Source organism: Dermacoccus nishinomiyaensis (genome assembly GCF_900447535.1).
GTDB classification, from domain to species: Bacteria; Actinomycetota; Actinomycetes; order Actinomycetales; family Dermatophilaceae; genus Dermacoccus; species Dermacoccus nishinomiyaensis.
This window is the reverse complement of sequence record NZ_UFXX01000002.1, coordinates 53,453-67,264: the sequence shown is the minus strand read 5'-3', so window position 1 is coordinate 67,264 and position 13,812 is coordinate 53,453. Positions and strand designations below refer to the sequence as shown.

Sequence of the window (13,812 nt, the reverse complement as noted above, 5' to 3'; positions counted from 1 at the left end):
TCACGAATCGGGGTCATGGGCGGCACGTTCGACCCCATTCACCACGGTCACCTCGTCGCGGCGAGTGAGGTTCAAAGCCTCCTCGACCTCGACGAGGTGATCTTCGTGCCCACGGGTCAGCCGTGGCAGAAGGCCGGACGAGATGTCGCGCCGGCCGAGCACCGTTATCTCATGACGGTCATCGCGACGGCGTCTAACCCGCGCTTCAGCGTGAGCCGCGTCGACGTCGACCGTCAGGGCCCGACGTATACGCGCGACACGTTGACGGACCTCAAGCGGCTGCGTCCCGATTCGGAGTTGTTCTTCATCACAGGGGCCGACGCGCTCGCGCAGATCCTGTCGTGGAAGGGCGTCGACGAGCTGTGGGAGCTGGCGCACTTCATCGGCGTCACGCGCCCCGGGCACGAGCTCAGTGACGCGGGGCTGCCGCACGATCGCGTCACCCTGCTCGAGATCCCGGCCATGGCGATCAGCTCGACCGACTGCCGTGACCGGGTGCGTGCGAGCAAACCCGTGTGGTACCTCGTGCCCGACGGCGTCGTGCAGTACATCCACAAGTACCAGCTTTACGGGCCCCGAGCGGGCTCCCTCCAGGAGGACTGAGTGTCCGCAACAGACCGTTCCCTCGAGCTGACGCGAGCTGCCGCCCAGGCCGCCGCGGACAAGCTCGCCACGTCGATCACCGCGATCGACGTGAGTGATCAGCTCGCCATCACCGACACGTTCGTGATCGCCTCCGCGGAGAGCGAGCGTCAGGTCAACGCCATCGTCGACGCCGTCGAGGAGGCGCTGCTGCCGCTCGGCGCGAAGCCTCAGCGACGTGAGGGCCGCGCCTCCGGGCGTTGGGTGCTCATCGACTTCGGTGACATCGTCCTGCAGGCCTTCCACGAGGAGGACCGCGAGTTCTACGACCTCGAGCGCCTGTGGCAGGACTGCCCCGTCATCGAACTCGAGCTCGACGAGCCCGCCGACGCGTGACGCCGACGTCCCCCGAGAATGACCCGCTGCGGCGGGTCATTCTCTTGCGTCATGGGCGCACGGCGTGGAACGAGCAGGGGCGCTGGCAGGGCCGCCTGGACGTGCCGATCGACGACGTGGGGCTCCGCCAGGCCGAGCGTGCCGCGGCGCTGCTCGTGCGCGACGGTTCGATCACGCGCCTCGTGACGTCGCCGGCGCGGCGCGCGGCGCAGACCACGTCCGTGCTCAAGGGTGCATTCGACCTGGCCGGTCGGCCGCTCGTGCGCACCGAGGACGCTCGGCTCGTCGAGATCGACATGGGTGCGTGGGCCGGTCTGACGCACGCCGAGGTCGCTGCGAGCTGGCCCGACGCGTCGGCCGCGATCGCGCGTGGCGACGACGTCCGGCGCGGTGACGGCGGCGAGACGCTCGCCGAGGCGACGGCACGCGTCGAGGCGGGCGTGCGTGATGCCGTGTCGTCGGCAACCCCGGGGGAGAGTGTGCTCGTCGTGACGCACGGCGCCGTCATCCGCGGGGTGGCGGGTGCGTTGGCGGGGCTGACGCCGCAGACCGTGCGCACGTCGTTCCGGAGCATCGACAACTGCCACTGGGTGACGCTCGTCGAGCGTCGCGATGGTGGTTGGGCCATCGAACGCTGGAACGCGGGGGAGTGAGCCTGCGGGCTCGTGGGCTCTGTGGTGCGGCCGCGTCTTGCCGTGTCGGCGGATCGGCATTCATGTCTCGGTTTCCGGGCTTGGTGCTCGCGGCGGAGTGGGGGTGGGGCAACCTCGTGAAGGGGCCGTCGGCGCCGCGTCAGGCGTGGCATGATCAGGGCGGATCGCACGCGGACGAGGAGAGAGGCTCAAGTGAGCGAGCACGGCAGCAGCACGTCGATGGAGCGATGGTTGGGGATCGAGGGTGGTTCTCGACCGATGGGGCGCCCGGAGTGGCTTCGCGTTCTCGCGGCTCTCGCGCTCGGGTTGGTGGCCTTCGTCGCCGTCATTCTCGTGGCGCGGTCCCTCCTTCCTGACAGCGTCCTCGACGACGCGTTCGGGGCGTGGTTGCCGCCGATCCTCGGTGGTGTCGGGATGGGCTTGGCCTCACCGGCGATCAACCGTCTCGTGGGTGTGCCCGTCGCGGGCCGTGCGGACGAGGCCCGTCGCGGGGACGAGGTGCGGCGATGAGTCGGCACGCGGGGCGCGAGCGCAAGCGGATGTCGCCGCGCACGTTCGGGCGGCTCATGAACTTCTACCCGCCGCTGGTGGGCATGGGATTGCGGGTGAAGTCGTTCTCGGACGACTGGAGCGAAGCGCGCGTCGAACTCAAGCTCAATCGGCTGAATCGCAACCAGAACGGCACGGCGTTCGGTGGGTCGATCAACGCGATGACGGATGCCTTCTTCCCGTTGCTGCTCATGCATCAGTTGGGTCCGGAGTATCTCGTGTGGGATCAGGCGTGTGAGATCGAGTTCCGTTCGCCGGGCACATCGACGGTGTACGGCGTGTACGAGATGCCCAAGGACGTCGTCGAGGAGATCCGTGCGCAGGCCGCTGACGGGTCGAAGGTATTGCGCTGGTTCGAGTGTGATCTGACGTTGGTTGACGGCACGGTCGTCGCGCATGCGAGGCGTCTCGTGTACGTGCGGAAGAAGCGTCCGAAGGCGGCGTGACCGTTCGCGGGTCGAGGTTCGCGGCGTGCATGCGGGTGATTTGCTTCGTGGGTGACCGGCCGGTTAAAGTACACGGGTTGCTCACGAGGTGAGTGCGGGGCTATGGCGCAGTTGGTAGCGCGCTTCCATGGCATGGAAGAGGTCTGGGGTTCGAATCCCCATAGCTCCACAAGACAGAAACAGAGGAGCACCCAGACACGCTTTTCGTCTGGGTGGTCCTCTGTTTCTGTCTTTGATCGAACTCTGTGATTCGAGGAGCAGGGCGAGCGCCAGTGAGCCCGAGGGAGTCCCCATAGCTCCGACGCGCGAAGCCCGTGTGCCTGCGCGACGCTGGGACGCGCGACGCCCCAGCTGTGCACGCACGCAGCGCGTGACCTGAGGAGTCGTCGCATCGGGGTGAACTCGAGTTGGACTTGCTGCGTCGAGGAGGTAACGTTCTGCGAGTGCTCACGTGAGTGGGTCACGGGGCTATGGCGCAGTTGGTAGCGCGCTTCCATGGCATGGAAGAGGTCTGGGGTTCGAATCCCCATAGCTCCACCGAGACAGATAAAGACCCTCACCGTACACGATTTTTGTTCGGTGAGGGTCTTTCTCTATCTCTGTTGAACTCTGTGACTCGAGGAGGAGGGCGAGCGCTAGCGAGCCCGACGGAGTCCCCATAGCTCCACGACGCGCGAAGCGCTTGGACCTCGCGCCGCCACGCCACGACGCGCGAAGCGCGTGAACCTCGCCGCCACGCCGCGTGAGCCCATCGTCACGCCAGCGCCATGGCTTCGTCTTCGGAAGGCATCGTCCCGCGCAGCGCCGGCATGAGCAGCAGCGATGTCGCGATGGCGAGCACAGCGGCGATCGTCATGGCGGCAGCGGCTGCGACAACACCGGCGATGCCTCCGATGAGCAGCGCGCCGGCGGCTTGGTCCACCATGGTGCCTGTGCTGAGCAGGCCGAAGGCTTGGCCCTTGGTGGCGAGGTCGATGGATGCGACGAGGCGTTCTTGCAGGGGCAGGGCGGCCGCGTAGCCGATGGCGGCGATGCCGCCCAAAAGCGCGGCGAGCACGATCGGCGGGCGGAGGGGGCGAACACGAGGAACGGTGCGGCGAGCAGCAGGCGCAGCGGCAGCAGGAGTCGTTGGCCGGTAGTCCTGCAGGCCGATGCGGGTGCCGATGACGGCGACGACGGCCGCCCCGGCGGAGATGAGGAACAGGTTCGTGGGGGCCAACCACTCAGCAGGATGGCCCGAGGGCGTTGCCGACGACCTGGACGGTGCTCACCTTCATGTTGAGCGTTGCGCGCCCGAGGACGAACGCTTCCTTGGGCACGATGTCCGACAGCAGCGCGATGGTCGCGGCGAGGGCGGAGTGCATGACGGCGACGAGCACGAAGCGCATCCACCACGGCAGTGACGGGATGACCTGGATGCTGTCGACGCAGGCGGCGACGACGCCCGTCATCATCATGGCGGTGCGCGGGTGCAGGAGGTCGCTCGAGGCGAGCAGGTAGCGCGACGTGACGAGCTGGACCAGTGGCCGGCCGAACATGACCAGCGCGGTCAACAAGGGGGAGCGGGTCTGGTCGAACATCACGACGCCCAGCGTGAACGTCCCCATGACGGCACTGACCATGAGCAGCATCCGAGAGATGAACAGCGCGCGGAACTCGGCGTTCGCGAAGAGGCTGCATTAGGTGGTCACACCACGATGTGACCCATGTCTCATATGGCTGTGACACCGAGGGTCACTTCACGATTCAACTTCACGAGCGATGCTTCTGGTGAGAAGGCCGCCGCCCCGCGCGCAGTGCGCCCCGCCGAACGATCATCGCCCGCAAACGCGTCAGGGACGAGGCGTTTCCGGGCGATGATCGACAAGGGGAGCGAGATTACTTCAGCTGCCCACTCGTCAGACCCAGCAGGCGACGAGCGACGACGAGCAACTGGATCTGCTGCGTGCCTTCGAAGATGTCGAGGATCTTCGCGTCACGCGCCCACTTCTCGAGCAGCTCGCTCTCGGCGTAGCCGTCGACTCCGACGAGTTCGACGCACTGCAGCGCGACGTTGACGCACGTGCGGCCCGCCTTCGCCTTCGCCATCGACGCCTCCATGGAGTTGGGCTTGCCGTTGTCGGCCATCCACGCGGCACGCAACGTCAGCAGCAGCGCCGACTCGTAGTCGGCCTCCATCTGCACGAGGCGCGCCGAGGCGTACGTCTGGGCCGCGACGGGCGCGTCCCAGTCCTGGCCGTGGCCGGCCTTCTCGAGGGCGGCGCGGGTGAAGTCGAGGCAGGCGCGCGTCAGACCGACGGCCATCGCCGCGACGAGGGGGCGCGTGTTGTCGAACGTCTGCATCGCGCCACCGAAGCCGCCCTCGGTGCGGATCTCGGGGTCACCGAGCAGATCGTTCGCGGGCACACGGCAGTCCTCGAGGACGAACGCCGCCGTGTCGGAGGCGCGGATGCCGAGCTTGTGCTCGAGACGCACGAGCTTGAGGCCAGGGTTGGAGCGCTCGACGACGAACGACTTGATCGCCTTCTTGCCGAGCGAACGGTCGAGCGTCGCCCATACGACGACGAGTTCGGCGCGCTCACCGGAGGTGACGAAGATCTTCTCGCCGTTGAGGACGTACTCGTCGCCGTCCTTCGTCGCGGTCGTACGGATGTTGCCCGAATCCGAGCCGGTGTCGGGCTCGGTGATCGCCATGGCAGCCCAGCGGTTGCCGTAGCGCTCCTTCTGCTCGTCGTTCGCGACGGCGGCGATGGCGGCGTTGCCGAGGCCCTGACGCGGGATCGACAGCGTCAGCCCGACGTCACCACGGCACGTCTGCATGATCGACAGCGCCGAGCTCATGTTGGCGCCGTTCTTGTTGACCTTGCCGGCCTTCGTGCCGGACGCGGGCTTCGTCACGCCCGTCGCCTCGTCGGCGTCAGTGCTGGCCGGGGCCTGGTCGGTGCCGTCCTTGGCGCGCGTGGAACCGGCGGCGCCCGCGCCGTTGCTCGCACCCGAGTCGGTCATGCCGTCGATGAGGGCGGAGACGAGGTCGAGCTCGGCGGGGTAGGTGTGCTCGGCGAGGTCGTACTTGCGGCTGACGGGGCGGAAGACCTCGTCGGCCATCGAGCCGGCCTGCTTGACGAGGGGGACGAACTTCTTCGGGATCTCGAGGTCGATCATCACTGGGTCCTTTGCTGAAAAGACGCGGAAAGAGGAGGGCTGGTGGCGCAGCGGAGCGGCGAGCTCAGACGCTGACGCCACCTTCGAGGACGCCGGCGCCGCGCAGGTCGCGGTACCAGCGCTCGTTGTCGAACTCCTTGACGAAGCCGTGTCCGCCGAGCAGTTGCACGGCGTCGGAGCCGATCTGCGTGGCGTGCATCCCGACGAGCGCGCGGGCGTGAGCGATGGTCTCGGCGGCACCGGCGTCGTCGCCGGCGTCGAGACGCGCCGCGGCGCGCAGGGTGACGAGGCGCAGCCCATCGAGTTCGATCGCGATGTTCGACACGGTGAACGCGACGGCCTGACGGTGACCGATCGGCTCACCGAAGGCCTTGCGCTCGACGACGTACTGCCTGACCTGATCGAGCACGGCGCGGCCGGTGCCGCACGCGAGGGCGGCCCACGCGAGGCGCGAGCGGCGGATGGCATCGAGGGTGTCGTCAGCCTTGCCGAGCAGGTTCTCGGCGGGCACGCGCACCCCGGCGAGGTGCAGGCGCCCGGTGTGCGCAGCGCGCACGCCCATCGCCGGCTCGTCGCTCGTCGTCAGGCCCTCGGTGCCGGCTTCGACGATGACGAGGCGCGCGGCGCCGTCGAGCATGACGCTGATGACGAACAGTTCGGCGGCATCGGCGCACGGCACGAGCGCCTTCTCGCCGGTGATGACGAGGTCGGCGCCGTCCCGGGTGGCCGTCGTCGCGGGGGTGCGCGGGTCGGCGAGCGGGCCCGCTTCGGCGAGCGCGAGCGCGGCGACGGCGGGCTTCTTCTCGTCGGTGAAGGCGGGCAGGTAGGTCTCCTGCTGCGCGGACGTGCCGTAGCCCGCGATGGCGGTCGCGACGGCGGCCGGTGCCATGATCGCAACGGCGAGGCCCATGTCGCCGCGGGCGAGCTGCTCGAGAACGAGGGCCGTCATCACGGCGCTGCGCTCCTCGGCGATGCCGCCGAGCTCGGCCGGGACGCCGACGAGCGTCAGGCCCATCTCGGTGGCCTGCGCACGGATCTCGTCGGGCAGGGCGCGCTCCGCGTCGGCCTTCGCCGCGGCGGGACGCAGCAGTTCGTCGGCCAGTTCGGCGGCGACGGCGGCGATCGTCTCCTGATCCTCGGTGGGCGTCAGGTCGAACTCGCGGCGCGGCTTCGTCGGGGCGGTGCGTGCCGCGTCGCCCGAGCCGGCCTTCTTGGTGAAGGCGCGCCCGGCCACCGTCTGAGCCTTGAAACCGGACTTGCTGCCCTGGTAGAGGGCACGCTCGACCTTGGAGCGGATCGCCGGGTTCTTGAGCAGATCGTGCCCGCCGGCCTTGGCGAGAAGGCGCAGTGCGATGGCCTGGCCCTTGTCGGCGAGGGAGGCCTGGTTGGTGGTCGAAGTCATCTCGGCCCTTTCCATGAGTGACGGTGCGTCGGGGTGTGCGAGCGCCGTTCGAGGCGGCGTGACACGAGGCTGAAGCCGAGGTTACCTGAACGTAGGTACGCGCGGTATCGGTAACCGGGAACTGGCGTGCGGGCAAGGATGACCCGCTCCGGGGCGTGCCGCGCTAGGGTGCGGATCGTGAACATTCGCCGCGCCACCCAGGATGACGTCCCCGAGATCGTGCGCCTCAAGGCGCTGCTCATGATCGACGGGTGGCCCTTCGACATCGAACTCGACGACGCGTGGCGCGAACGGTGCGCCCGCGTCGCGCGTCAGCTGCTCGCCTCCGACGGGTACGCGTGCTTCGTCGTCGACCGCGTCGAGGGCGCGGGCCCCGGCTCGCCGCTCGCGTCGTGCGTGACGGCGACCGTCGAACAGCACCTGCCCGGCCCCGACGGCTCGGGCCGCTCGGCGTACGTCGGCGACATGTGCACCGAGGCCGAGTTCCGCGGCCGCGGCTGCGGCACGGCACTGCTCGACGCCGCACTGCAGTGGTGTCGCGAGCAGGAGGCCGGCTGGGTCTCGCTGTTCTCCACCGAGAGCGGCGACGCGCTCTACCGCAAGGCCGGTTTCAGCGACGAAGGGCCGTTCCAGCACCTGTCGATGGCGTTGTGACTCTCGGCCGCCCGCTGCGTCGATGACGTCGCGCTAATGTGACCGAGATTCGCAGAGGTGGACGAGAATCGCGGAGGTGGGCGCCGTTTGCGAATGTGGACGAAAATCGCCGATGTGGACGGGTTCGCCGTTGCGGCGGTGTGCTCAGCGGCCCACGGAGCGGGTGCGGGCGGCGGCGATGACGGCGTCGAACGTCTGCTCGTCGATGTGTGAACCCTCGCGTCGCACCCTGGTGACGTCGAGTTGCAGGACTCGGTCGAGGCGCACCTCGCTGTGTCGTCCGCGGTTGTCCCAGGCGCCGGAGCCGACGTCCATCCAGTGACGCCCCGCCCGAGCTTCCTGCGCGGCGTCACGGTCGTGATCCTTGCTCGTCAGTGGAAGCGCGAGGACGACGTCTTCCAGCTCCGGGTGCCGGGCGATGACGAGAACCGGACGATCCTTGCCCTGCGAGTGGTCCTCCTCGTACGGCACCCACGCCCACACGACCTCACCCGGATCGGGATTCCCGTCGTCATGCGGCGCATAGGCCGTCGCGGGTAGCGGGGCCGTCCAGTCGCCACCATATGGGTGCGCGGAGCCGGCCGGACGAGCGCTGGGCGCGTCGTCGTGACGGTGCGACGTCGGTGCACCCGCGCGGCGTCCGTCGGGCCCGACCGTGGCGTCGGCGCGGCGCCGCGTGGACGACGTTCCACGGCGCTCGGGGTCGAGGAGCGCATTCATGCCCCCACGTGCGAGGGCGCGGGAGAGGCGGACGGCGACGGTGCGCAGGTTCATGGTCCGAACGTAGCCCGTCCGGGCGAGCGCCGGGCGCGGGGCACGCGCCGGCCGCCCGGTTGCGCTCTCACACGAACGACGGACGCAGGTGACGACGGGTGATGAAACGCACGCCGTGCGCACCCCCTCAGCGGCTCGGGGTAGGGGTACGGGTGCGGAAGAATGGATCGGTGACCGAAGCAACCGCGCTGCATGACATCTGCGACGACGAGGCCGTCGACGCCGAACGCTCGAACCGCCACGGCAGCTACCCGCGAGCCGGTCTGGCGATCCTGGCGCTGGCGCTCGGCGGTTTCGCCATCGGCACGACGGAGTTCGTCACGATGGGGCTGCTGCCGCAGATCGCGCGGGGCATCGGCATCTCGATCCCGAGCGCAGGCCACGCGGTGTCGGCGTACGCGCTCGGCGTGGTCGTCGGTGCCCCTCTCGTCGCGATGCTGTTCGCGAAGGTGCCGCGCAAGAACGTCCTGCTCGGACTCATGGTCGCGTTCTTCGTCGGCAACATCGGCTCGGCGCTCGCCTCGAGCTACCCGATGCTGCTGCTCGCGCGCTTCGTCGCGGGCATGCCGCACGGCGCGTTCTTCGGCATCGGCGCCGTCGTCGCGGCCACCCTCGTCGAGAAGCACCGGCGCACCTGGGCCGTGTCGATGATGCTCGCTGGCCTGACGGTGGCGAACATCGTCGGCGTGCCCGTCTCGACGTGGCTCGGGCAGCATCTGGGCTGGCAGTGGCCGTACGCCCTCGTCGCCGTCATCGCGTTGCTCACCGTCGTTGCGGTGTGGTTGTGGATCCCGCACCAGGGCTCCCTGGGCGTCACGTCCGTCACCGGTGAACTGAAGGCGTTGACGCGCCCGCAGGTGTGGTTCGCGCTCGCGATCGGTGTCGTCGGCTTCGGCGGCATGTTCTCGACGTTCAGCTACATCGCGCCGACGATGACGGAGCTCACCGGCTTCTCGGACGCCGTCGTGCCGGTCATCCTGGTCATCTACGGCATCGGCATGACGGCGGGTGCGTTCCTGTCCGAACGCGTCGCCATGCGCGGGCTCATGCGCGGCATCTTCGGCTGCCTCGTGACGATCGCGATCATCCTGTCGCTCTTCGGCTTCGCCGCGCACAACAAGGTCAGCGCGGTCGTGTTCGTGTTCCTGCTCGGCTGCGTGCCGACGATCATGGTGCCGATGATCCAGACGCGGCTCATGGACGTCGCCCACGAGGGCCAGTCGCTCGCGGCCGCTCTCAACCACGCGACGCTCAACGCCGCCAACGCCCTCGGCGCCTGGCTCGGCGGCGTCGTCCTCGACGCGGGGCTCGGGTACGAGTGGTGCTCGCGCGTCGGTGCCGTGCTCGCAGCCGCGGGCGCCGTCATCACGCTGGTCTCGGCATGGACGTCGCGCCGCGCCGCCGTCGTAGGCTGATCGCGCCCCTGGTGGCGCGAGGGGGCCGCGCTGATTCGCCCAGCTCTGCCGTCATCGTGGGCACGCTCGGGCCGTGCGGATCAGCCTGAGGACGCCGTCCGATCGCTGACGAGCTTCGCGGCGAGAACACCGCCGATCGCGCCACCGAGGTGACCCTGCCACGAAGCGTGGGTGCTCTGCGGAAGCACACCCCACAGCACGCTGCCGTAGACGACGGCGAGGACGAGCCCCACGACGACCTCGGGCCAGCGGCGCGTCCAGAATCCTCGGACGATGAGGTACGTCAGCCACCCGAAGACGACGCCCGAGGCACCCGCGACGGCCGTGTACGGCGGGCTGAGCAGCCACGCGGCGAGCCCCGACGTGCAGGTGACGATGAACGTCACACGCGCGAGGACGGCCAGGCCGCTGAGGGCGAGGACGAACCCGAGCGGCAGCAGCAACGCACTGTTCGCCTCGAGATGAGCCCACCCGTAGTGTGCGAACGGCATGGTGAAGATCGACCACAGGTCGCTCACCTCCCAGGCCTTCAGGGAGGCGGCGGCGTCGATGGCGTGGTGCGTCAGCACGTCGAGGGCCTCGATGATCCACAGCGCGGCGACGATCAGTGCGGAGACGACGGCGGATTGCTTGACGCGCTCTGCCGCGGGGCGAAGGGTGTGGTCGAGATCCATGGGCTGGCCTCCTGTGGGGAGTGGCTCGTCGGGTCCACCGGTATGGCGTGGGTGATGCGTCGTCGGTTCGACAACGCGTGCTCGACGACACCCGATCGACGCGTATCTGTCTCGCATCGTAGTGGGGCTCTCTTCGCGTGCGCTGGATGCACGTGTCGCGTCGGCCGTCGTACGTGACGCGTGCGGCAGGGGTGTCGGGGCGTGAAAGAATGAAGGGTCGCCGGTGTGCTCCTCGCGGGGCGCGACGGGCGGCCGCAGATCGATGCGTCATCGCCGCCTCCAGGGCGCGCGGCGGCGAACACCGACCCGACGAACTTCGAGGTATCACGTTGTCACCCATGGCCCGCAAGGCACTCGAGCCCGCCGCGACGCCGCCGGAGCAGATCCGCAACTTCTGCATCATCGCGCACATCGACCACGGCAAGTCGACGCTCGCCGACCGGATGCTGAGCAAGACGGGCGTCGTCGAGGATCGGGCCATGCGTGCGCAGTACCTCGACCGCATGGACATCGAGCGCGAGCGCGGCATCACGATCAAGAGCCAGGCTGTGCGCATGCCGTGGGAGCTCGACGGTACGACCTACTGCCTCAACATGATCGACACGCCGGGGCACGTCGACTTCACCTACGAGGTGTCGCGTTCGCTCGCCGCGTGCGAGGGCGCCGTCCTGCTCGTCGACGCCGCGCAGGGCATCGAGGCGCAGACGCTCGCCAACCTGTACCTGGCGATGGAGAACGACCTCACGATCATCCCGGTACTCAACAAGATCGACCTGCCGGCCGCGCAGCCCGAGAAGTACGCCGCGGAGATCGCCGGCCTCATCGGCTGCGAACCGGAGGACGTACTCAAGGTCTCCGGCAAGACGGGCGTCGGTGTCGAGGAACTGCTCGACGTCATCGTCGAGAAGCTGCCTGCCCCCGTCGGTGACGCCGACGCGCCGGCCCGCGCCATGATCTTCGACTCCGTCTACGACACCTACCGCGGCGTCGTTACCTACGTCCGCGTCGTCGACGGACGGCTCAGCCCGCGCGAGAAGATCGAGATGATGTCGACGCGCGCGACGCACGAGCTGCTCGAGATCGGCGTCAACTCGCCCGAGCCGATCCCGACGAAGGGCCTGTCCGTCGGCGAAGTCGGCTACCTCATCACCGGCGTGAAGGACGTGCGCCAGTCGAAGGTCGGTGACACGGTCACGAACGCCGCGAAGCCCGCGTCCGAGGCGATCGGCGGCTACTCCGACCCGAAGCCGATGGTGTTCTCGGGTCTGTATCCGATCGACGGTTCCGACTACCCGATCCTGCGTGACGCCCTCGACAAGCTGAAGCTCAACGACGCGGCGCTCGTCTACGAACCGGAGACGTCGGCAGCGCTCGGGTTCGGTTTCCGCGTCGGCTTCCTCGGCATGCTGCACCTGGAGATCACGCGTGAACGCCTCGAGCGAGAGTTCAACCTCGACCTCATCTCGACCCTGCCGAACGTCGTCTACCGGGTGACGACGGACGACGGCGTCGTCAGCGAGGTGACGAACCCGAGCGAGTTCCCCGAGGGCAAGATCGCCGACATCACCGAACCCGTCGTGCGTTCGACGATCCTCGTGCCGAGCGAGTACATCGGCGCCGTCATGGAGCTGTGCCAGGCCCGTCGCGGCAACCTGCTCGGCATGGACTACCTGTCCGAGGAGCGCGTCGAGATGCGCTACACGCTGCCGCTCGCGGAGATCGTGTTCGACTTCTTCGACGCCCTCAAGTCGAAGACGCGCGGATATGCCTCGCTCGACTACGAACCCGCGGGGGAGCAGAGCGCCAACCTCGTCAAGGTCGACATCCTGCTGCAGGGCGACACCGTCGACGCGTTCAGCGCCATCGTGCACCGCGACAAGGCGTACGCCTACGGCACGATGATGGCGACGAAGCTCAAGGAGCTCATCCCGCGTCAGCAGTTCGAGGTGCCGATCCAGGCGGCCATCGGCACGCGCGTCATCGCCCGTGAGAACATCCGCGCCATCCGCAAGGACGTGCTCGCCAAGTGCTACGGCGGCGACATCAGCCGCAAGCGCAAGCTGCTCGAGAAGCAGAAGGAGGGCAAGAAGCGCATGAAGATGGTCGGTTCCGTCGAGGTGCCGCAGGAGGCCTTCATCGCCGCGCTCAGCCAGGGCGAGTCGGCGGAGAAGAAGAAGTGAGCAAGCCCGGTTACGTTCCGGGTGCGACGTCCGGCCAGCCGTCGGAGGGCGCGGGGGAGCACCCGCAGGTCGGGCCGCGCCCACTCGCACGCACGCGCTCGTTCACGCGCCGCGGCGGCCGGATGCCGGAGCGTCACCATCGTGCGCTGAGTGACAACGGTGAGCAGTACGTCCTCGACGTTCCCCGCAAGCCGGGGACGACCGAGCCCGTCGATGGTTTCCGGCTCGACATCGCCGAGGTGTTCGGACGCCGGGCGAAGCTCGTCGTCGAGATCGGTTCGGGCGCGGGGGATCAGATCGTCCATGCAGCGCTCGAGCACCCCGAGACGGATTTCATCGCTCTGGAGGTGTGGCGTCCCGGCATCGCGCAGACGATCTCGAAGGCCGTCCACGCGGGCGTGACGAACGTGCGTCTCATCGAGATCGACGCCTCCGAAGCGCTCGATCGGCTCTTCGCGCCGGGCAGCGTCGACGAGGTGTGGACGTTCTTCCCCGACCCGTGGCCGAAGACGAAGCACCACAAGCGTCGTCTCGTGCAGCTCGGCTTCGCCGACGTCGTCGCCGACGTCCTCGTGCCCGGCGGCACCTGGCGCCTCGCGACCGACTGGGCCGACTATGCCTGGCACATGCGTGACGTCGCCGAGGCGTCGCCGCGCTTCACCAACCCGTGGACCGGGCGCCTCGCGGACGCCGGGGACGCCCACGTCGATCCCGAGGGCGCGCGCGGAGGGTTCGCGCCGCGCTTCGAGGGCCGCACGACGACCCGCTTCGAGACGAAGGGTCTCAAGGTCGAGCGCATCGTGCGCGACCTCGAGGTGAAGCGAGCCAACTGAGCGGTGCCGCGCGGTCCCCACGGCGTTCGGGCTCGGTGTCCCCGGCGCGGCTGATCGGGCGCGAACGCCGATACTCGCGGGTAACCTTGGGG

At 68.8% G+C, this 13,812-nt stretch carries 15 protein-coding genes and 2 tRNA genes; 11 read left to right on the top strand and 6 right to left on the bottom strand.

Annotated features, from left to right (window positions below; translation table 11 throughout):
- The first annotated feature begins 15 nt into the window (after window positions 1-15).
- The 7 genes from nadD to DYE07_RS12130 all read left to right on the top strand — a co-directional run bounded on the left by nadD (window position 16) and on the right by DYE07_RS12130 (window position 3,163).
- Window positions 16-603, top strand: coding sequence for a nicotinate-nucleotide adenylyltransferase (gene nadD, locus DYE07_RS12160; protein ID WP_006944269.1), 588 nt, complete (start codon window positions 16-18; stop codon window positions 601-603).
- Window positions 604-978, top strand: coding sequence for a ribosome silencing factor (gene rsfS, locus DYE07_RS12155; RefSeq protein ID WP_006944260.1), 375 nt, complete (start codon window positions 604-606; stop codon window positions 976-978).
- Window positions 975-1,631, top strand: a complete 657-nt coding sequence (locus tag DYE07_RS12150) for a histidine phosphatase family protein (RefSeq protein ID WP_006944190.1) — start codon at window positions 975-977, stop codon at window positions 1,629-1,631. Before rsfS ends, DYE07_RS12150 begins: the two co-directional genes overlap by 4 nt.
- A gap of 192 nt (window positions 1,632-1,823) precedes the next feature.
- A complete protein-coding gene (locus DYE07_RS12145) occupies window positions 1,824-2,141 on the top strand; it encodes a hypothetical protein (protein ID WP_131941200.1) in 318 nt (105 codons plus the stop codon).
- On the top strand, window positions 2,138-2,626 hold the full coding sequence (locus DYE07_RS12140) for a DUF4442 domain-containing protein (protein ID WP_083607192.1): 489 nt from the start codon (window positions 2,138-2,140) through the stop codon (window positions 2,624-2,626). Before DYE07_RS12145 ends, DYE07_RS12140 begins: the two co-directional genes overlap by 4 nt.
- A gap of 96 nt (window positions 2,627-2,722) precedes the next feature.
- Window positions 2,723-2,795, top strand: a tRNA-Ala gene (locus DYE07_RS12135).
- A gap of 295 nt (window positions 2,796-3,090) precedes the next feature.
- Window positions 3,091-3,163: transfer RNA gene (locus tag DYE07_RS12130), tRNA-Ala, on the top strand.
- A gap of 217 nt (window positions 3,164-3,380) precedes the next feature.
- On the opposite strand, the gene DYE07_RS12125 is transcribed toward DYE07_RS12130, so the two are convergent.
- The 4 genes from DYE07_RS12125 to DYE07_RS12110 all read right to left on the bottom strand — a co-directional run bounded on the left by DYE07_RS12125 (window position 3,381) and on the right by DYE07_RS12110 (window position 7,190).
- Window positions 3,381-3,845 (bottom strand): hypothetical protein, encoded by a 465-nt coding sequence (locus DYE07_RS12125; RefSeq protein ID WP_062257765.1) that lies wholly within the window; start codon window positions 3,843-3,845, stop codon window positions 3,381-3,383.
- Between the two features lie 4 nt (window positions 3,846-3,849).
- A complete protein-coding gene (locus DYE07_RS12120; protein ID WP_062257767.1) occupies window positions 3,850-4,257 on the bottom strand; it encodes a hypothetical protein in 408 nt (135 codons plus the stop codon).
- 247 nt (window positions 4,258-4,504) lie between these two features.
- On the bottom strand, window positions 4,505-5,788 hold the full coding sequence (locus DYE07_RS12115; protein WP_074045582.1) for an acyl-CoA dehydrogenase family protein: 1,284 nt from the start codon (window positions 5,786-5,788) through the stop codon (window positions 4,505-4,507).
- Between the two features lie 64 nt (window positions 5,789-5,852).
- Window positions 5,853-7,190: an acyl-CoA dehydrogenase family protein gene (locus tag DYE07_RS12110; protein WP_083607193.1), complete on the bottom strand. Its 1,338-nt coding sequence runs from the start codon at window positions 7,188-7,190 to the stop codon at window positions 5,853-5,855.
- A 177-nt stretch (window positions 7,191-7,367) separates the two neighbouring features.
- Here DYE07_RS12110 and DYE07_RS12105 point away from each other — a divergent pair, with 177 nt between their 5' ends.
- Entirely contained in the window at window positions 7,368-7,844 is a 477-nt protein-coding gene (locus DYE07_RS12105; protein WP_172463017.1) for a GNAT family N-acetyltransferase, read from the top strand.
- A gap of 144 nt (window positions 7,845-7,988) precedes the next feature.
- On the opposite strand, the gene DYE07_RS12100 is transcribed toward DYE07_RS12105, so the two are convergent.
- A complete protein-coding gene (locus DYE07_RS12100; protein WP_115297178.1) occupies window positions 7,989-8,618 on the bottom strand; it encodes a type II toxin-antitoxin system PemK/MazF family toxin in 630 nt (209 codons plus the stop codon).
- Between the two features lie 170 nt (window positions 8,619-8,788).
- Here DYE07_RS12100 and DYE07_RS12095 point away from each other — a divergent pair, with 170 nt between their 5' ends.
- Entirely contained in the window at window positions 8,789-10,033 is a 1,245-nt protein-coding gene (locus DYE07_RS12095) for an MFS transporter (protein ID WP_115297177.1), read from the top strand.
- Window positions 10,034-10,113: 80 nt separating this feature from the next.
- Here DYE07_RS12095 and DYE07_RS12090 read toward each other — a convergent pair whose 3' ends face one another.
- The gene (locus DYE07_RS12090; RefSeq protein ID WP_170957140.1) at window positions 10,114-10,707 is read right to left on the bottom strand and encodes a rhomboid family intramembrane serine protease; all 594 of its coding nucleotides are present in this window, start codon (window positions 10,705-10,707) and stop codon (window positions 10,114-10,116) included.
- A 338-nt stretch (window positions 10,708-11,045) separates the two neighbouring features.
- On the opposite strand from DYE07_RS12090, the gene lepA reads away from it, so the two are divergent.
- Both lepA and trmB read left to right on the top strand, forming a co-directional pair.
- Complete coding sequence (gene lepA / locus DYE07_RS12085) at window positions 11,046-12,887, top strand: translation elongation factor 4 (RefSeq protein ID WP_074039872.1); 1,842 nt, start codon at window positions 11,046-11,048, stop codon at window positions 12,885-12,887.
- Window positions 12,884-13,720, top strand: a complete 837-nt coding sequence (gene trmB / locus DYE07_RS12080) for a tRNA (guanosine(46)-N7)-methyltransferase TrmB (RefSeq protein ID WP_074045584.1) — start codon at window positions 12,884-12,886, stop codon at window positions 13,718-13,720. The genes lepA and trmB overlap by 4 nt, the downstream gene beginning before the upstream one ends.
- The last annotated feature ends 92 nt before the right edge of the window (window positions 13,721-13,812 follow it).

Excerpts from the sequence above, each read along its gene's own strand:
- nadD (WP_006944269.1), top strand. The coding sequence starts at position 16 with ATGGGCGGCACGTTCGACCCCATTCACCACGGTCACCTCGTCGCGGCG.
- DYE07_RS12140 (WP_083607192.1), top strand. The coding sequence starts at position 2,138 with ATGAGTCGGCACGCGGGGCGCGAGCGCAAGCGGATGTCGCCGCGCACG.
- DYE07_RS12120 (WP_062257767.1), bottom strand. The coding sequence starts at position 4,257 with ATGCTGCTCATGGTCAGTGCCGTCATGGGGACGTTCACGCTGGGCGTC.
- DYE07_RS12115 (WP_074045582.1), bottom strand. The coding sequence starts at position 5,788 with ATGATCGACCTCGAGATCCCGAAGAAGTTCGTCCCCCTCGTCAAGCAG.
- DYE07_RS12110 (WP_083607193.1), bottom strand. The coding sequence starts at position 7,190 with ATGACTTCGACCACCAACCAGGCCTCCCTCGCCGACAAGGGCCAGGCC.
- DYE07_RS12100 (WP_115297178.1), bottom strand. The coding sequence starts at position 8,618 with ATGAACCTGCGCACCGTCGCCGTCCGCCTCTCCCGCGCCCTCGCACGT.
- DYE07_RS12090 (WP_170957140.1), bottom strand. The coding sequence starts at position 10,707 with ATGGATCTCGACCACACCCTTCGCCCCGCGGCAGAGCGCGTCAAGCAA.
- lepA (WP_074039872.1), top strand. The coding sequence starts at position 11,046 with ATGGCCCGCAAGGCACTCGAGCCCGCCGCGACGCCGCCGGAGCAGATC.